Source organism: Streptomyces sp. SID11385 (genome assembly GCF_010548245.1).
Lineage (GTDB): Bacteria > Actinomycetota > Actinomycetes > Streptomycetales > Streptomycetaceae > Streptomyces.
Map to the genome: position 1 here is coordinate 32276 of NZ_JAAGLR010000910.1, position 17772 is coordinate 50047.

13 protein-coding genes are annotated in these 17772 nt (G+C 69.7%); 9 read left to right on the forward strand and 4 right to left on the reverse strand.

The features are described 5' to 3' along the window. Positions 1-19: 19 nt before the first annotated feature. On the reverse strand, positions 20-808 hold the full coding sequence (gene lexA / locus G3I42_RS27565) for a transcriptional repressor LexA (protein WP_164290370.1): 789 nt from the start codon (positions 806-808) through the stop codon (positions 20-22). 849 nt (positions 809-1657) lie between these two features. Here lexA and nrdR point away from each other — a divergent pair. From nrdR to G3I42_RS27580, 3 genes are all read left to right on the forward strand, one after another. Next, positions 1658-2134 (forward strand): transcriptional regulator NrdR, encoded by a 477-nt coding sequence (gene nrdR / locus G3I42_RS27570; RefSeq protein ID WP_164290372.1) that lies wholly within the window; start codon positions 1658-1660, stop codon positions 2132-2134. A 446-nt stretch (positions 2135-2580) separates the two neighbouring features. Continuing rightward, on the forward strand, positions 2581-5460 hold the full coding sequence (locus tag G3I42_RS27575) for a vitamin B12-dependent ribonucleotide reductase (RefSeq protein ID WP_164290374.1): 2880 nt from the start codon (positions 2581-2583) through the stop codon (positions 5458-5460). Positions 5461-6074: 614 nt separating this feature from the next. After that, positions 6075-6449: an integrase gene (locus G3I42_RS27580; protein ID WP_343244685.1), complete on the forward strand. Its 375-nt coding sequence runs from the start codon at positions 6075-6077 to the stop codon at positions 6447-6449. 363 nt (positions 6450-6812) lie between these two features. Here G3I42_RS27580 and G3I42_RS27585 read toward each other — a convergent pair whose 3' ends face one another. Then, positions 6813-7349 (reverse strand): TerD family protein, encoded by a 537-nt coding sequence (locus G3I42_RS27585; RefSeq protein ID WP_164290376.1) that lies wholly within the window; start codon positions 7347-7349, stop codon positions 6813-6815. A gap of 164 nt (positions 7350-7513) precedes the next feature. On the opposite strand from G3I42_RS27585, the gene G3I42_RS27590 reads away from it, so the two are divergent. The 5 genes from G3I42_RS27590 to G3I42_RS27610 all read left to right on the forward strand — a co-directional run bounded on the left by G3I42_RS27590 (position 7514) and on the right by G3I42_RS27610 (position 11365). Beyond that, positions 7514-8119 carry a YdbC family protein gene (locus G3I42_RS27590; RefSeq protein WP_164290378.1) on the forward strand — a complete coding sequence of 202 codons (606 nt, stop codon included), beginning with the start codon at positions 7514-7516 and terminating at the stop codon, positions 8117-8119. A 96-nt stretch (positions 8120-8215) separates the two neighbouring features. After that, positions 8216-8875 carry a histidine phosphatase family protein gene (locus tag G3I42_RS27595; protein WP_164290379.1) on the forward strand — a complete coding sequence of 220 codons (660 nt, stop codon included), beginning with the start codon at positions 8216-8218 and terminating at the stop codon, positions 8873-8875. Between the two features lie 85 nt (positions 8876-8960). Next, positions 8961-9935, forward strand: coding sequence for an ADP-ribosylglycohydrolase family protein (locus G3I42_RS27600; RefSeq protein WP_164290381.1), 975 nt, complete (start codon positions 8961-8963; stop codon positions 9933-9935). A gap of 70 nt (positions 9936-10005) precedes the next feature. Then, positions 10006-10707, forward strand: a complete 702-nt coding sequence (locus G3I42_RS27605) for a ribonuclease HII (protein ID WP_164290383.1) — start codon at positions 10006-10008, stop codon at positions 10705-10707. A gap of 67 nt (positions 10708-10774) precedes the next feature. Further along, positions 10775-11365, forward strand: a complete 591-nt coding sequence (locus G3I42_RS27610; RefSeq protein WP_164290385.1) for a hypothetical protein — start codon at positions 10775-10777, stop codon at positions 11363-11365. A 116-nt stretch (positions 11366-11481) separates the two neighbouring features. Here the strand turns inward: G3I42_RS27610 and G3I42_RS27615 are convergent, their stop codons facing one another. Both G3I42_RS27615 and G3I42_RS27620 read right to left on the reverse strand, forming a co-directional pair. Beyond that, positions 11482-12213, reverse strand: a complete 732-nt coding sequence (locus tag G3I42_RS27615) for a hypothetical protein (protein ID WP_203607426.1) — start codon at positions 12211-12213, stop codon at positions 11482-11484. 391 nt (positions 12214-12604) lie between these two features. Further along, complete coding sequence (locus G3I42_RS27620; protein WP_164290387.1) at positions 12605-14770, reverse strand: RecQ family ATP-dependent DNA helicase; 2166 nt, start codon at positions 14768-14770, stop codon at positions 12605-12607. A 782-nt stretch (positions 14771-15552) separates the two neighbouring features. Between G3I42_RS27620 and G3I42_RS27625 the strand changes: the two genes are divergently transcribed. Further along, positions 15553-17592 carry a DUF4192 family protein gene (locus G3I42_RS27625; RefSeq protein ID WP_343244686.1) on the forward strand — a complete coding sequence of 680 codons (2040 nt, stop codon included), beginning with the start codon at positions 15553-15555 and terminating at the stop codon, positions 17590-17592. Positions 17593-17772: the final 180 nt, after the last annotated feature.

The following is a 17772-nucleotide window of genomic DNA, read 5'->3' on the forward strand; positions in this document are numbered from 1 at the left end:
GATGCCCGCCGGGCGGTGGTCAGATACGCCGGAGGACGGCCACGACCTTGCCGAGAATGGTTGCCTCGTCGCCGGGGATGGGCTGGTACGCGGCGTTGTGCGGGAGCAGCCACACATGACCGTCCTCGCGCTTGAACCGCTTCACCGTGGCCTCGCCGTCCAGCATCGCGGCCACGATGTCACCGTTCTCGGCCACGGGCTGGCGTCGCACGGTGACCCAGTCGCCGTCGCAGATGGCCGCCTCGATCATGGAGTCGCCGACCACCTTGAGGACGAACAGCTCCCCGTCGCCCACGAGTTGCCGTGGGAGCGGGAAGACGTCCTCGACGGACTCCTCGGCGAGGATCGGGCCGCCGGCCGCGATCCGGCCGACCAGGGGGACGTAGGAGGCGGCGGGCTTGCCGGTGGTGTCGGCCGGCTGCGGGCTCGGCTGGTCCGAGCCGCGGACCTCGTAGGCGCGGGGGCGGTGCGGATCGCGTCGCAGGAAGCCCTTGCGTTCGAGGGCCATGAGCTGGTGCGCCACGGAAGAGGTGCTGGAGAGCCCGACCGCCTGGCCGATCTCACGCATCGACGGCGGGTAGCCCCGTCGCTGTACCGAATCCCTGATCACCTCGATGACCCGTCGTTGCCGGTCGGTCAGTCCGGTGCTGTCCGCCCGGATACCAGGAGGTCGTCCAGGGAGTGAGCGCACGGGCTTACCGCCCTCCTGATGCGTGGCGCTCTCATTGCCGAGCGCCCGGGCCGGCTGGAATCGTCCCTGGGAGCGGTCCTGGGCAGTGATGGTGGCACTGTCGGCTGTGGTGGTCACATTGGGCCCCTCTCGAATGGTCTCCCTGGCTGCACAACGGTAGTGGCTTTCGAAAGGTTGCGCCAAACACACGTTCGAGTGAAAAACCCGCACTTACCTATCGAGAACAGGGCCACAGGTGTATAGAGGCAGGACTATTTCGTGCGGATAAAAGGGAATTGCGCGGACTCGGCACCGCGGTGCGGGCCTCTCGCCGAGGCCCGCACTCGAACACCTGAGGCGGCGCTGAGCGCGTGAAGCGTGACGGGGAGCGGGGATCGGGGCGTGGAGTGTTGACGTGGGCGGTGGGGGTCCCTCTCCTCGTGTGCTCCCCGCGTGCGAAGACCTCGTACGTGAAGTCTTGGCGCACGAAGTCTCGCGCGCGAAAAGAGGTGCCCCCAGTTTGTCACCCGCACCGGCCCCCGGCCGGGCCACCCCCGGTCTCCCCACCCGACACGCGCGACGTACGCTCACACCGTGCACCGCTCGCCCGAGCATCACGTTCCGTGAGCACCTTCGTGGTACGAGTGGCCAATCCACGGGCCTGGTAACTCTGGAGCGCCGCTCGCGCGGTTCCGTACGGGCGAAGAGCGAGGCCGCGGGTCTTCCGCTCGGTTCCACATTTCAGGGGCGCCAGACATGCCGCCCCGTGCCCTCCGGGCGTTCTCCCCGCGACACGCGGACGCTCTTTTCAGCTGCGGGGTCGCCCGAGGCCCAAGATCTAGTGGTCAGCCGGGTGGTGCAGCCTAGAACTTGTGGTCCGGGTGATGAGCCGGTTCCGGCATCACCTATGCTGGGGGCTGCTTCCAGGGGCGCGAGTTCCTGGTGAGCACAGAGTGTGTCGTGTCATCTAGGAGGGTGGGGAGTCCCGTGCACTGTCCCTTCTGCAGGCATCCGGACAGCCGTGTCGTGGACAGTCGGACCACTGACGACGGGGCGGCCATTCGCCGTCGCCGACAGTGCCCGGACTGCTCCCGCCGATTCACCACCGTCGAGTCCTGCTCACTGATGGTGATCAAGCGGAGTGGCGTCACGGAGCCCTTCAGCCGTACGAAGGTGATCAACGGAGTGCGCAAGGCGTGCCAGGGTCGCCCCGTCACGGAGGACGCCCTGGCTCTGCTCGGCCAGCAGGTCGAAGAAGCGCTGCGGGCGACGGGCAACGCCGAGCTGAGCACGCACGATGTCGGTCTCGCCATACTGGGACCGCTTCAGAAACTGGACCTCGTTGCTTACCTGCGGTTCGCGTCCGTGTACCGGGCGTTCGACTCGCTGGAGGACTTCGAGGCGGCCATCGCCGAGCTGCGCGTGCATCCCGAGGTTCCGGCCCCGGCGGGCGTGCACGAGTGAGGGCGCGCGTGAACGGCAGCCCGCCCGCGACATAGCCGGAAGGCCCCGAGAGGATGGGTCCGAATGCGGCCGCATCCTGTGAGGCGTTTCTCCACACCCGATTGGTCACTCAAAGTGATTGATCTTGTTTTGTAAGTAACCATCTCTGATGGACTCACGCCTTTGGTGACGGGGCGTGGTCAGGCGTGCGCTGCCCGCCCGCGAGGGGGCGCGCTACGCACGGAGAGACACGAAAGCGGGGGCCCGGGCGAGCGAAGAGCCCGGGAGCGGTACGGAGTGTTCCACCGGCGCTCCGTACCAGGTCGGGCCTGTGCGCCGCGTCCCGGCGGCGGACGACGCATGGGGCCCATGGTCCCCGGGAGGCCCCGGGGAAATGCGGAGAAAACCGCGCCAGGACGGAAGTCTGAGGCGCTACGAGGCGTTGAAGCCTGGTACGAGGAGGCGGCATGACAGAGACGGCGAGCGGTCCGGCACGCGGGACCCGCAAGAACGCGAAGGCGGGCAAGGGGCTCAAGGTCGAGCGCATCCACACCACCCCGGGGGTCCACCCCTACGACGAGGTGAGCTGGGAGCTGCGCGACGTTGTCATGACCAACTGGCGTGACGGTTCGATCAACTTCGAACAGCGTGGCGTCGAGTTCCCCGACTTCTGGTCGGTCAACGCGGTCAACATCGTCACCAGCAAGTACTTCCGCGGTGCCCTCGGCACCCCGCAGCGCGAGACCGGGCTCAAGCAGCTCATCGACCGCATCGTGAAGACCTACCGGAAGTCCGGCGAGGAGAATCAGTACTTCGCCTCCCCGGCGGACGCCGAGATCTTCGAGCACGAGCTCGCCTACGCGCTCCTCCACCAGATCTTCAGCTTCAACTCCCCGGTCTGGTTCAACGTCGGCACCCCGCAGCCGCAACAGGTCTCCGCCTGCTTCATCCTCTCCGTGGACGACTCCATGGAGTCGATCCTGAACTGGTACAAGGAAGAGGGGATGATCTTCAAGGGCGGTTCGGGCGCCGGCCTCAACCTCTCCCGCATCCGCTCCTCCAAGGAACTCCTCACCTCCGGCGGCAACGCCTCGGGCCCCGTCTCCTTCATGCGCGGCGCCGACGCCTCGGCCGGCACCATCAAGTCCGGCGGCGCCACCCGCCGCGCGGCCAAGATGGTCATTCTCGATGTCGACCACCCGGACGTGGAGAACTTCATCGAGACCAAGGTCAAGGAGGAGGAGAAGATCCGCGCTCTGCGCGACGCGGGCTTCGACATGGACCTGGGCGGCGATGACATCACCTCCGTCCAGTACCAGAACGCCAACAACTCCGTCCGCGTCAACGACGAGTTCATGACGGCCGTCGAGACCGCCGGGAAGTTCGGCCTGCGCTCCCGCCTCACCGGCGAGGTCATCGAAGAGGTCGAGGCGAAGAGTCTCTTCCGGAAGATGGCCGAAGCCGCGTGGGCCTGCGCGGACCCCGGCATCCAGTACGACGACACCATCAACAACTGGCACACCTGCCCCGAGTCCGGCCGTATCAACGGCTCGAACCCGTGCAGCGAGTACATGCACCTGGACAACACCTCGTGCAACCTGGCCTCGCTCAACCTCATGAAGTTCCTCAAGGACGACGGCAAGGGCAACCAGTCCTTCGAGGTGGAGCGCTTCGCCAAGCTCGTCGAGCTGGTCATCACCGCGATGGACATCTCCATCTGCTTCGCCGACTTCCCCACGGAGAAGATCGGCGAGAACACGCGCGCCTTCCGCCAGCTCGGCATTGGCTACGCCAACCTCGGCGCCCTCCTCATGGCGACAGGCCACGCCTACGACTCCGAGGGCGGTCGCGCGCTCGCCGGAGCCATCACCTCACTCATGACCGGCACGGCCTACCGCCGCTCCGCCGAACTCGCCGCGGTCGTCGGCCCCTACGAGGGCTACGCCCGCAACGCCACGGCCCACAAGCGCGTCATGAAGCAGCACGCCGACGCCAACGGTGTCGCCGTCCGCATGGACGACCTCGACACCCCGGTCTGGGCCGCGGCCACCGAAGCCTGGCAGGACGTCCTCCGCATCGGTGAGAAGAACGGTTTCCGCAACGCGCAGGCGAGTGTGCTCGCCCCGACCGGCACCATCGGACTGGCCATGTCGTGCGACACGACCGGTGTCGAGCCGGACCTCGCCCTGGTCAAGTTCAAGAAGCTCGTCGGCGGCGGCTCGATGCAGATCGTCAACGGCACCGTCCCGCAGGCCCTGCGCCGTCTGGGCTACCAGGAGGAGCAGATCGAGGCGATCGTCGCCCACATCGCCGAGAACGGTAACGTCGTCGACGCGCCCGCGCTCAAGGCCGAGCACTACGAGGTCTTCGACTGCGCGATGGGCGACCGCGCCATCTCGCCGATGGGCCACGTGCGCATGATGGCGGCAATCCAGCCGTGGATCTCCGGCGCCATCTCCAAGACGGTCAACATGCCCGAATCGGCCACCGTCGAAGAGGTCGAGGAGATCTACTTCGAGGCGTGGAAGCTCGGGATCAAGGCCCTCGCGATCTACCGCGACAACTGCAAGGTCGGCCAGCCCCTCTCCGCCAAGAAGAAGGAGGAGAAGAAGGCCGAGATCGCCGAGAAGTCCGAGGAGACCATCCGCGCGGCGGTCGAGAAGGTCGTTGAGTACCGCCCGGTGCGCAAGCGCCTGCCCAAGGGCCGGCCCGGCATCACCACCTCCTTCACGGTGGGCGGCGCCGAGGGCTACATGACCGCCAACTCCTACCCCGACGACGGCCTCGGCGAGGTCTTCCTCAAGATGTCCAAGCAGGGTTCGACCCTCGCGGGCATGATGGACGCCTTCTCCATCGCCGTCTCGGTGGGCCTCCAGTACGGTGTGCCGCTGGAGACGTACGTCTCGAAGTTCACCAACATGCGCTTCGAGCCGGCGGGTATGACCGACGATCCGGACGTGCGCCTGGCGCAGTCCATCGTCGACTACATCTTCCGGCGCCTGGCCCTGGACTTCCTGCCCTTCGAGACCCGCTCCGCCCTCGGCATCCACTCCGCCGAGGAGCGCCAGCGTCACCTCGACACCGGCTCCTACGAACCGGCGGAGGAGGAGTCCGCCACCGAGCCGCCGGCCCAGTCCGCGCCGGTCCAGAAGACGACGGTCGTGACCGGCACCGACGAGGCCGCCACCCCGGCCCCGCGCGAAGCCCACACCTCTGCCGAACTCGTCGAGATGCAGCTCGGCATCAGCGCGGACGCTCCGCTCTGCCTCTCCTGCGGTACGAAGATGCAGCGCGCCGGCTCCTGCTACATCTGCGAGGGCTGCGGCTCCACGAGCGGGTGCAGCTGACCCCGCGGAGAACCAGCTGCCGCAGAGGCTGGCCGGTGGTGAGCATCCGCCGCGGAGGTGCCCGCAAGCGACGCGCCGTGCGTGACACGGCGCGCGGGTGAGTGAGGGGCCGTCCCCAGGGGACGGCCCCTCACTCCTGCTGTGGCCCCGCCGTGCTGTGGGCGGCCGGGTTTCCCTTCCGCCGCCCGGGGGCCCGCTTACGGTCGACGCTGAACCGTACGAGGCCACCCAGGAGCGGATCGGGATGCGCCCTCAGGGGGACGCTTGCCCCTGAGGACGAGGTGCTGGGGCCCGCTCGCGGGCTGAGTCGAGCCCCCTGGGTGCGGTCCCGGCCGAGGGCCGTCCGGCCACGCGGCGGCGTTCGGCGGGTGGGGGCGCCGCACCGGGGAAGGTCCGGTGCCGTGCCTCGTTCATGCCCGCCTCGCCCACCCCGAGGACGGCCGTCCCCGCGACCCGCAGCCTTCGCGGGGGAGCGGCCTTGCCCCGGGATGCCCACTTTCTGCCCGCCTCTTTGTAGTACCAGCAGGTCAGCCCGCCGCCCGCTGGTGTCTTCTTTCGCGTGTCCCTCCTCTTCCCGGGCGTAACCACGCCCGCTCTCGCGCGTTGTGCGCGTCGTGACAACTGCAGCCCACAGCCCGCATGCCCAGCCGGTTTTCGAAGCGATGCTGGACGGCTGGACACGCCAGCAACGGGCGGGCTCCCTGCCGTCGTACACCGTCCAGTCGCGACTCGACCTCGTTTATCGCTTCGCGGTCTACACCGACCGCTACCCCTGGGAGTGGGAACCGGGGCAGGCGGACGCCTTCCTCGACCACCTGCTCTCCGCCCACCTCCGCTCCGCCCAGCGTCCCATCGGGCTCTCCACCATCAGCACGTACCGGCTCGCGCTGCGGCTTTTCCTGGAGTACGTAACCGATCCCCGGCACGCATGGCTGCGGGAGTGCCAGGAGAAGTTCGGCCGTGTGCCCGTACCGATTCCGCCGGAGTGAGAGCGTCGGCTCACTGGCGGGAAAAGGGACGACCTCGGAGTGGGACCAAGGACCCCGGGAGGAGAAGAGTCGGCAGGCCGGCTCCTCCCGGGGTGTACGAGGCCATGTCCACGGCGAAGGTTTCAACGTCCGCGGTGGCGCAGCGGGCCTCGTGAAAGCAATCCTGCCAGTGGGAAATCCGCCGAAACGGTCCTGCGCTCGAATCCTCCTTCGAAAGGGTGATAGAGCGGAAAGTGAAGCAACGCGGGGATCGGTGTGGCGCGTCCTTGATCACCTACTCCGTCTGGGAGCGCTCCCAAGTCGAGGAGCTTGTGACCTGTCAGATCGCACCCAGCGCCGACCAAGCCCTGGCGAGCCCGGCAGTCAGCCGGCCTCGGGCTTGCCGCGCAGCAGCCTCAGGAAGTCGGGCAGCTCGGTGTCGTACCCCCGCACCCCCGGCCGGTACCCCCACGCCCCCTCTTCGCCACGCTGGAACTCGGCCACCACCGCCCCCGTCGCACCAGCCACGTTCGTGAAGTCCACCGGACCCAGCTCGTCGTACCCCTCGCGCAGCCGGATGCCGGGCTGGTGCACGTCCGCGAAGGTGCGGTGTCCGCCGTTCTGCTGGATCACCACGCCGACCGCGACCCTCCCGTACGCTTCGGAGAGCCTGTTCAGCTCCAGGACCATGACCTCGTCGAAGCCTAGACCCTGGCCCGTCCGGCTGTCGCGGTTGAGGGTGATCGTGCCGTCCGGCGCACGGTGGTCGAAGTGCACGACGTAAGCCGGTGCGCCGTGCGGGTCGCTGAGAGTAAACACCGCTGCGACGAGATCCAGGTCCATCGCGGGGGCGCCGTGCGGGCTCGGGTCCCATTTGAGGGCGACCTCGACCTTCGTGAGTCCCTTGCTCAAGCTCTCCATCGGGCCTTCCCTTCGCTCGGGACGACTACGCGACCGTATGTCTGACTGTTTGTCAGGCAAGCGGCTCGCCATATTCGTTGTCCATGGTGGCACGGGAGCCGAACGAATGTCGGAGCCCCAGCGCAGGATGACCGGTACCCGTCCCGCCGCCGTACGATGGCGCGGTGCTGTTCAAGTGGATTCGCTGCGAGGTCGCCGACCGGAACCGGTTCGACCGAGGCCAGCGGCGGTGGGTGGAACTCGCCGACGTACGGGGGTTCAGGGGGCAGGCCGGAGGGTGGAGCCGCGAACAACCCGGGCAGGCCCACATCTTCGGCTTCTGGGAGAGCAGGGCCTTCTACGACTCCTTCATGGCGCGGACCCATGACCGGCTCGCCGCTGCCCAGGCAGGCAGTTGTACAGAGGTGCGCACCACGCTCTTCGATCACCGCTTCGACGTGAAGACCGGCTTCGAGCCGCTCTTCCACGACGTGGACCTCGTCCGGATCGCGCACACCCGGGTGCGTCCCGAGCGCGTCGAGCACTTCACCCTCGCCCAGCGCCGCATCTGGAATCCGGCCATGGCCGGCTCGCCCGGGATGGTCCGCGGCTTCTTCGCCGAGGCTCCCGGCAGCGAATTCCTCGTCCTCTCCATGTGGCAGTCCACCGCCGAACGAGGCAAGTACCGGCCCGAGGGCCTGCACCGGCTCTCGACGCGCGCCGAGGCGGAGGAAGACCTCCTCGGGCTGGACGGGGCCATGGTCGACCTGGAACCTTCCTGGACCGTCTGACCCGGTCCCGCCCTCCAGCTCGCCGCGGCCGTGGCTGCTCCGGATGGAGTCCGCCCCGCCGCACCTCCGCGCGGAGGGCGTCCTAGGCTGGACGGCATGGCACGACCACGACGCATCGTTCTGGTCCGGCACGGTGAGTCCGACGGCAACGCTGACGACAGTGTGTACGAGCGCGAGCCCGACCACGCCCTGCCCCTGACCGCCGCCGGGCGCGCCCAGGCCCTCGCCGCGGGAGACCGGCTGCGCACACTCTTCGGCGACGAACGCGTCAGCGTCTACGTCTCCCCGTACCGCAGGACCCACGAGACCTTGGGGCTCTTCCACCTCGACCCCGCGAACGTCCGGATCCGCGAGGAGCCCAGGCTGCGGGAGCAGGACTGGGGCAACTGGCAGGACCGCGACGACGTGCGTTTGCAGAAGGCGTACCGGGACGCCTACGGGCACTTCTTCTACCGCTTCGCGCAGGGCGAATCCGGCGCCGACGTGTACGACCGGGTCGGTGCTTTCCTGGAGAGCCTTTTCCGCAGTTTCGAGGCCCCGGACCACCCGCCGAACGTGCTCCTGGTCACCCACGGGCTGACCATGCGGCTTTTCTGCATGCGCTGGTTCCACTGGACAGTGGCCGAATTCGAGTCGCTCTCCAACCCGGACAACGGTGAGACCCGCTGTCTCGAACTCGGCCTCGACGGTCGCTATCACCTCGACCGCCCCTTCGTGAAATGGCGTGAACCTGAGCCGTACGGCGTGACCAGCTAAACCGTGAGGGAGGTGTCATTCCTGGGAGGGGAATCGTTTCTTCCACCTGGGCCTACGCGTCGTCGCTGGATAGAGTGATGCGGCCATGACCGCAGAAGAAGGCACTTCGCCCGACACCTCCTCTCTCCCCGCGCGTCTCGCCCGCGCCCGAGCCAGCCTTGGCGGCCTCCGGATCGGCGACGCGCTCGGCTCGCAGTTCTTCGTTCCGGGGAACCGTCCCCTCCTCACAGCCGGAGAGCTGCCTCCGGGGCCTTGGCAATGGACCGACGACACCGAGATGGCCAGCTCGGTCGTGACCGTCCTGGCCACTGAAGGCCGGATCGAGGAGGACGCTCTCGCGCGTTCCTTCGCCCGCCACCACGACTTCGATCGCGGCTACGGCCCGGGAGCCAATCGGCTCCTGCGCCTCGTACGCGAAGGCGGCGACTGGAGGGAACTCTCCACGGGGCTCTTCCGCGGCCAGGGGTCGTGGGGCAACGGTGCCGCCATGCGCGTCGCCCCGCTCGGAGCCTGGTACGCCGACGATCCGAGGGAAGCCGCACGCCAGGCAGTCCTCTCGGCGCGCCCCACCCATCAGCACCCCGAGGGCATCGCGGGGGCCGTGGCAGTGTCCGTGACGGCAGCACTCGTCGCGGCCGCGGGGGCCACTGTGCCGGAGCCCGCCGCGCTGCTCGACGCGGTCCTGGCACTCGTACCCCGCAGCGCCGTCGAAATCGGACTGCGCCGGGCCGCCTCGATGCTCGACTACGAAGACGTCACCACCGTCGCCGCTGTCCTGGGCTGCGGACGCCGCACGACGGCCCAGGACACGGTGCCCTTCACCATCTGGTCAGCCGCCCGTTCGCTCGGCGACTTCGAGCGCGCGTTCTGGACGACCGCCCGTGCGGGAGGGGACATCGACACGACTTGTGCCATCGTCGGCGGGATCGTCGCGTCGAGCCCTGCCGGCGCCCCGCCGCACGCCTGGCGCCGGCAGACCGAGCCCCTCCCCGCCTGGGCCCAACTCGCCCACGAGACACCCACGGACTGGCCCCTCCCACCGGGTGAAGATCTCCAGTAGGTCTCATTACGGCAGCGGAGGGGAGCCGGGGTGTCGCGCCGGATGAAGGGCGCGTACGCTGTCACCCGCTATGCCGTACGAAGCACCCACCCACAGCGTTGAGCGCTCGCTCCGCGCCACGACCGGAGCCAAGGTCGTGGCAGGCATCGACGAAGTGGGACGTGGGGCCTGGGCCGGGCCCGTCTCGGTCTGCGCCGCCGTCACCGGGCTGCGGCGACCCCCCGAGGGGCTGACCGACTCCAAACTCCTCACTCCCAAACGACGCGTTGCTCTCGTCATGGAGCTGGAGCGGTGGGTCACCGCCCACTCACTCGGTCACGCCTCGCCGGAGGAGATCGACGAACTCGGTATGACGGCCGCCCTGCGGCTCGCCGCCATCCGGGCGCTCGACGGACTCCCGGTACGTCCCGACTGGGTGATCCTCGACGGCAACCACGACTACCTCGGAGCACCGTGGAACGTCCGCACGGTGATCAAGGGGGACCAGTCCTGCGTGTCGGTCGCCGCCGCGTCCGTACTCGCCAAGGTCGCCCGTGACCGCCTGATGGCCGAACTCGGCGCTCAACACGAAGACTTCGCCTTCGCCGCCAACGCCGGATACCCTTCGCCGGCGCACAAGACGGCCCTGGCGGAACGGGGTCCCACCCCGTACCACCGGCTTTCCTGGTCGTACCTCGACGCGATGCCCCGATGGCGGCATCTGAAGAAGGTGCGCGCCGGGACGGACGGGAGCCCTGCGGCGATCGAAGGACAGCTCGGTTTCGACTTCTGATCGTTCGATCGCCCGTACGGGCAAGGCCGCCGGGACGGACCCCGGCGACCAACCCACCAGTCATGTCATGCCTCTCAGTCCCGAGGAGCCTCAGATTCCCGAGAGTGCCCAGGGTCCCCGCGCGACTCCGGCCGCAGGCCGCAGCGCCCAGACCCCCCGCCCCGTACCCGGCCCGCGTCCCGCGGCGCCGCCTCGCCCCGGTCGTCCGGGGCCCACGCGCCAGGCTCCGGCCCAGCGCGAGCAGCAGCCGAAGCCCCCGGCTCCGGCCGCCACGCAGATCCAGCTGATCCCGGCTCCCGCCGACGGCGCGCTCGATGCCGCCGAAGAGGCCGTCGACCTGCTTCTCGACTCGGGCCGCGCGCCCGGCGAGGTGCTCGTGGTGACCACAGGCGAGGCGCACCCCTGGACCGCCCACGAGCTGTCCTTCGGCGAGGCCGCCTACTGGGCCCAGCACGACGCCGGTGACGACGTCTTCTACGCCGACTTCGCGCACGTCGCTCGTCTCGCCTCCCGCCCGGTCGTCGTGGTGGCCCTCAACGGCGGTACGGACAGCGCCGTCACCACGGTCCTCTCCCTCGCTCGCGAGCGTGCGAACACCCTGCTGATCGTCTGCGGCGATCCGCAGCGCGTCAACGCGGTGCTGGGCGCGGGCGTCTGACCGACACCGCCCCCGCCCGGCCGCCACCGGCCGGGCGGAGCGGAGCCGGCCACCACTACCGGTGGGCCGGCCGCGAGGCGTTCCCGCACGGTCTGCGAACAGGAGGCGCGTCGCGGTCAGCGCACGGCGGTACGCGGCCACTGCTCCCGCGTCGTGTCGATCGGCCGGGACAGCAGCCCGGCTGCCCGCTCCGTGAGGGACTCCGCACGTCCCGGCCGCTGCTCCGGCACCTCTCTGCCCGGCCCGAAGCGCTCCGCGCGGTGGGCACGTTGCTCCGGCAGCGGTCCCAACTGCCCCGGGAGCGGCGAGACCTTGTCCGCGTGGGGCACGAACAGGCTCGCACGAGAGCCGAGCTGAGGGTGGCGTCCACCACGCCCTTCGCCGAGGACCTGCCAGCCCGCCCCGGTGAGCGTCACGTACGCGCCGCAGCGCAAACCGTGCAACGTGCAGGCGTCGCGCAGCCCCCACATCCAGGCACCGTCCTCGACCGTCCAGCGGGACTCGCCCTCGCGGCAGTGCAGCAACACCGCCGTGCGCACCGGCGTTCTGCGGCGCAGGTCGTGGGGGATGACCCGACGCAGCTGCGCCAGCAGGGTATTGCGGAAGACCCAGCCGTCGGACTCGCCGGGGCGACGAGTGAAGGACGCGCTCGCCCTGAGGCGCTCGTCCGGGTCGAGAACCCCCACCACGACCGTTCCGGCCGCCGGGTTGTGGCGTTCGTAGAGCCCCGTCACGACCTCCCGCGGATTGCCGAGCAGCGGGACGTTCGCGGCGGACCACTCCTGCGCACCGACCACACGAGGTGGTGAGCCGGTCGGCTCGGCAGGCAGGGACGGCACCGGCACCAGGGGCGAGGGGGCTGTGGACGGGGGCGGTGGCGTCTTCCTCGACGCGGCGGACGGAGCGAATCCGAAGGTCACGGTCCTCCCTTCGGCTGCGCGCCCGCACTGCGGGCGGGATCGGGACGTGGGAGAGCGCACCACCAAACGACAGCACCGGAGCCGGAATCGCCGTGCGGGGAGCGACTTCAATTCTCGTACGACGAGGGAGCTGCGGCAACGAGCTTCCGCCAAGCCGGACCCATATCTGACGATGCATTCCCTATTTCCCTCCCCGCTGTCCATCCCGTCAACGCTCCGCTGTCCGCAATGCGGTACACCCCAGCGCCAAGTAGCTGCTCCGACCATCCAGTCCTCGACGGCACCCGGCAGGTGCTTTTCAGCAACTTGCCCCCGCTCCTCAGCCCTGGACCCCGAGCACCAGCGGCAGTACCTCCTCCGCTCCGGCGTCCTTGAGCAGGCCCGCCGCCACGGCGATCGTCCAGCCCGTGTCCGTGAAGTCGTCCACGAGGAGGACCGGCCCGGGATGCTCGGCCAGCGCCTCGGCGAGCGGGGCGGGCACGGCGAGGGCTCCCCGCAGTGAGAGGAGTCGCTGCGCGCTGTTCCCCCGGTGCGCACGCCTCGGCTCGTCGTCCTCCCGCAGGACCAGCCCACCGAGGAAGGGCAGTTGACCGATCCGGGCGACACGGTCGCCAAGCGAGTGCACCAATTCGGGGTGAGTTCGAGAAGGAAGCGTGACCACCCCGGCCGGGCGTGTGAGCGCGTCCTTCTCGCCCGAGGCCCACCCGCCCGGCCCCTTGGCCCAGTCGGCGAGTACCGCGACCACCGCTTGGAGCACGTCGTCGGGTACCGGCCCGTCGGAGGCGTCGGGGCCGAGCAGGGGACGGAGCCTGTTGCCCCAGCCGATGTCCGAGAGCCGGCCCAGCGCTCGTCCCGTCTCGGCCCGCTGCGAGGCCGGAATGCGCCCCTTGAGCGGCACGCCGACGGCGCTCAGGCCGGTCGGCCACATACGCCGCGGCTCCACGTCGACCCCGGGGCGCTCCAGTTCGCCGTGCGCGGAGGTGAGCGCGACCGGCGACACCTCCGTGCCGAAACGTGTGCCGGCGCAGTTGTCGCACCGGCCGCAGGGAACGGCTGCCTCGTCGTCGAGCGCACGACGCAGGAACTCCATCCGGCACCCGGTGCCCGTCACGTAGTCCCGCATCGCCTGCTGTTCGATCGCCCGCTGCCCGGCCACCCAGGCGTAACGCTCCGCGTCGTACGCCCAAGGTTGTCCGGTAGCGGTCCAGCCGCCCTTCTCCTTGCGGACCGCCCCGTCGACGTCGAGCACCTTCAGCATGGCCTCCAGCCTGGTGCGCCGCAGATCGACGAGCGGTTCGAGAGCCTGGGTCGACATCGGCCGGGAGGAGTTGGCGAGAATGTCGAGAGTCCGCCGTACCTGTTCCTCCGGCGGGAAGGCCAGAGAGGAGAAGTACTTCCAGATCGCCTCGTCCTCCTTGCCCGGCAGCAGCAGTACCTCGGCGTGCTCCACCCCGCGCCCCGCGCGGCCCACTTGCTGGTAGTAGGCGATGGGGGAGGAGGGGGCGCCGAGATGGACCACGAAGCCGAGGTCCGGCTTGTCGAAGCCCATGCCGAGGGCGGATGTCGCCACGAGCGCCTTCACCCGGTTGGCGAGGAGGGCCTGCTCGGCCTCCAGCCGGTCCGCGTTCTCCGTGCGTCCGGTGTAAGAGGTCACTTCGTGGCCGCGTTGGCGCAGGTAGGCGACCACTTCGTCGGCCGTGGCGACGGTCAGGGTGTAGATGATGCCCGAGCCCGGCAGTTCGTCGAGGTGATCCGCGAGCCATGCGAGCCTGTGAGCGGCGTCGGGCAGACGCAGCACTCCGAGGCTGAGGCTCTCGCGGTCGAGCGGTCCGCGCAGTACGAGAGCACCGTCCCCGCCCCCGCCGGTCCCGAGCTGCTCAGCCACGTCCGCGGTCACCCGCGCGTTCGCCGTCGCCGTGGTGGCCAGCACGGGAACCCCCGTCGGCAACTCGGCGAGCATCGTGCGCAGCCGCCGGTAGTCCGGGCGGAAATCATGCCCCCAGTCGGAGATGCAGTGTGCCTCGTCGACCACGAGCAGGCCCGTCGCCGCCGTGAGACTCGGGAGGACCTCGTCGCGGAACACCGGATGGTTGAGGCGCTCTGGGCTCACGAGGAGCACGTCGACCTCTCCGGCACGGATCTCCTCCTGGACCGCGTCCCACTCCTCGCGATTCGCCGAATTGATCGTGCGTGCCTTGATCCCCGCCGCGGCGGCTGCCTCCACCTGGTTGCGCATGAGGGCGAGCAGCGGAGAGACGATGACGGTCGGGCCGCCGCCCCGCTGCCTGATGAGCGCCGTGGCCACGAAGTACACGGCGGACTTCCCCCAGCCCGTACGCTGCACAACCAGGGCCCTGCGGTGGTGTACGACCAGCGCTTCGATGGCCTGCCACTGGTCCTCGCGCAGCCGTGCTCGCCCGGTGGGGTCCCCCACAAGCTGGGCGAGAACCGCGTCGGCAGTAGTGCGAAGGTCTTCGTCGTTCATGCCCCCATGCAACCTGATGGAACCGACAACCGGCGAACGAGGGCGTCGCGAGCTGTGGATAACTTCCCCACCCGGAGATCATCGGATGAACGAGCGCGAGATGATTTGGAAAATCAGATAAATCATGTGTGCGACAAAACTCAATACGAGTGGTTATCCACAGGCGGGCGAGGACGAATTTTGCTTTTCCGTGCACAGTGCTCTCCATGACGCATCGCAACGACGCATCCGACTCGTCCGCCACTCCTTCCGCCGAGCAGTCCGCTGTCCCTTTCGGCGAGCAGTCTGTCGCCCCTTCCACGGAACTCCCCGCCGTCCCTACCACCGAGCGGTCCGCCCTTCCGCCCGAAGAGCAGCCCTCCATCCAGGCCGCTGAGCCGACGACCGGCCTCGAAGCGAGGGACGCTTCTCCGCCGGAGCCCCATGACGCCACTCGCCACGACGCCGCTGAGGACCGGTCCTCAGGTTCACTCCAGGTCCAGTTGCCGGACACGACCGAGGACTGCCCCTCCAGTCAGGAGCAGCCTTCCACCACGAAAGAGCCCCGGTCGCCCGCCTCTGCCGCCGAATCGGCTCCCTCCGGGCCGCCGCCTGGTCACTCCGCGGCGGCGCAGGAGCCGGACGTCGTCGTTCCCGCGCAGCGCAGGGGTGAGCACTCTCCGGCCTCGCCGCCCGAGAATCCCAGGGTCCCCGCGCAGCGGCGGTCGCCCGAGCACGACCCCTCGGTCCCGTGGGACGAGCCCCTCCCCTTCACGGCCTCCCACGCCGGTCCCTCCGCTTTCGTGCCCGAAGCGGAGTCCTGCAAGAAGGCGCTCCCGGAACGGAATGCGATTTCGCTGAAATCCCTCGCGGATCTCACCGATTCCCTCCCCTACCTCCTGGGCTACGTACCCGGCAACAGCGTCGTCCTGCTCGCGCTGCACGGCGAACGGGGCCGACTCGGGCGACGTACGGCCGTGCGTATCCCGGATGATCCGGCGCAGTGGCCGCAGATCGCCGAGCGGGCGGCCACGATGCTCCTCGACTCCCCCGGAGATGGCCCCGGCAGGGGAGTGACCACCTTCTTGCGGAAGCGGCGCGGAGGCTCCCTGCCCGACGGCGTCATCGCCTTTCTCTTCCAGGAGCCGGAGGAAGCCAGGCCCGGCGCCGTGCCGCCGCCCGGTGCCACGGAGGTGCGCGAGCGGCTGCGCCCCCTCGCCCAGCACATCCGCGTCGCCTGCGGCCGCTTCGACGTCCCGGTCGTCGAAGCGCTGTGTGTCTCGACCGGACGTTCCTGGTCCTACGTGACCCCGCTCGAAGAGCAGGAGCCGGCGGGCGCCGCCCTGCTGCCGGCCGGAAGCTCGGTCCTCGCCGCGACCTCTGTCTACGAGGGAGTGCCGATTCCGCTCCCTGCCGCGGTGCTGGAGAGCCGACTGCTGCCCTGGCGCACTGCTGCCGCGCAAGCACAGGAACGCGTCCTCGACCTGGTCGCCCTCGACCTCCTTCCGCAGATCCTGAGCAGCCGGGAGAACGTGCTCAAGATCCGGCGCGGGACGATCGGGCTGCTCGACAACGTCCTCACACGTTTCGCGACGGTGCCCGTCCTCCCGGACCCGCTCGAAGCAGACCTCGCTGACGACGAGGCGCTCACCCACGAGGAAGCCGCGCGGCTCGTCATCGGCCTCCAGGACCGGGAGGCCCGGGACGAGGCGGCGAGTTTCCTCGCTTTCCCCGACGCCGCGCGTCGCCTGTGGCGCGCTCTCGCACGCCGGTGCGTGCTCTCGTACAAGGAGCACGCGGCGGCGCCGCTCTCGCTCGTCGGCTGGACGGCCTGGGCGCTCGGCGACGAAGGCGAGGCGCGGCTGGCCCTGCACCTGTCGCTCGCGGTCGATCCGCACTACGTGTTCGCGGCGCTCCTGGACCAGGCGTTCGACAAGGGAGTCGAACCGGACGAGATTCGGCAGCAGTTGCGCGGGCGCACGGTACCCCCGGTCCCGCGTCGTTCCCCCGCCAAGCCTTCGTCGTCACGCACCACCTTCGGTGCCGAAGGCACGGGACCGGTCCCTGCGGGCGACCGGGGGCCGGGAGCGCCTTTGAACGCCGAGGGGGCGCCGGAGAGTGGCGCCGGACGGGAGACGGCCGAGGGAAAGTCTGGCGGCGGACGCCGTGGCGCCGGCTCTGCCGCAAGGACGGGCCCTGCCGCTCGTACGGGCTCCGCTGGCCGCCCGGCGACGCGACGACGCAGTGGGAGCCGGCCCGGCGGAGCCGCGCCGGGGCGTCCCGGGGCCAAGGTGGTGAAGCGGAGGGAAGGCGGTGGAAGGGAGGCGTACACGCGGACCCGGCGACGTCTCGCCGCATCGCCTCCCGGTTGCGAAGGGGCGCGCTCGCAGGAGCAGGAACAGCGGGAACGCGAAATCGGGAAGTCCGGAGCCAGCGATCGTCGCGCCGCGGTCGACCGCTCGCCGCGGAACGGGCGAGGGAACACCGATCCGCAGCCTTCGGACGCCTTCGTGTGGCCCTGGGAAGTGGAGGGGGAAGCGGACCGCGCGCAGCCCAAGGACCGGATCGAGTCCCCCCTGACGAGCGGCGGACCGCGCCCGGGGTTCCCCGGACGGGAGGCGGCGGCGCAGGACTTGGCGGCAGACGAGCGCGAGACCGTGGCTCCCGATGCGGAGCAGGGAGGCCACGAGACGTATGCACCCGATGCGGAGCGCGGGAGCCAGGAGACTCGCAGGTCCGCTTCGGGCAGGGAAAACCAGCAGGACCTTACGTCCGGTCCGGAGCAGGAAGGCCAGAAGAATCCGAGGACGGGGCCGGGCAGTGGCCACCTGGACGCACTTTAGGCGAGCCGGAGTCGAGCCGCGGTGTGATGGCTAGCCGGCGAGAGTCCGGCCAGGAGGTGATGCTGTCCAGGGGAGCGCCCCCGGCGGTGACCAGGGCTTTTCGATCGGCGCGGAACAGCGGCGGATTCCCGGGGCGCGAGGGGAGGGGGATGTGCGGTGGAGGAAGGGCTTCCGGGCACC

What these genes read in the sequence shown, in the direction of transcription:
- G3I42_RS27575 (WP_164290374.1), top strand. Translation starts at nt 2,581, where the DNA reads ATGACAGAGACGGCGAGCGGTCCGGCACGCGGGACCCGCAAGAACGCG.
- G3I42_RS27585 (WP_164290376.1), bottom strand. Translation starts at nt 7,349, where the DNA reads ATGGAGAGCTTGAGCAAGGGACTCACGAAGGTCGAGGTCGCCCTCAAA.
- G3I42_RS27595 (WP_164290379.1), top strand. Translation starts at nt 8,216, where the DNA reads ATGGCACGACCACGACGCATCGTTCTGGTCCGGCACGGTGAGTCCGAC.
- G3I42_RS27600 (WP_164290381.1), top strand. Translation starts at nt 8,961, where the DNA reads ATGACCGCAGAAGAAGGCACTTCGCCCGACACCTCCTCTCTCCCCGCG.
- G3I42_RS27605 (WP_164290383.1), top strand. Translation starts at nt 10,006, where the DNA reads ATGCCGTACGAAGCACCCACCCACAGCGTTGAGCGCTCGCTCCGCGCC.
- G3I42_RS27610 (WP_164290385.1), top strand. Translation starts at nt 10,775, where the DNA reads ATGCCTCTCAGTCCCGAGGAGCCTCAGATTCCCGAGAGTGCCCAGGGT.
- G3I42_RS27620 (WP_164290387.1), bottom strand. Translation starts at nt 14,770, where the DNA reads ATGAACGACGAAGACCTTCGCACTACTGCCGACGCGGTTCTCGCCCAG.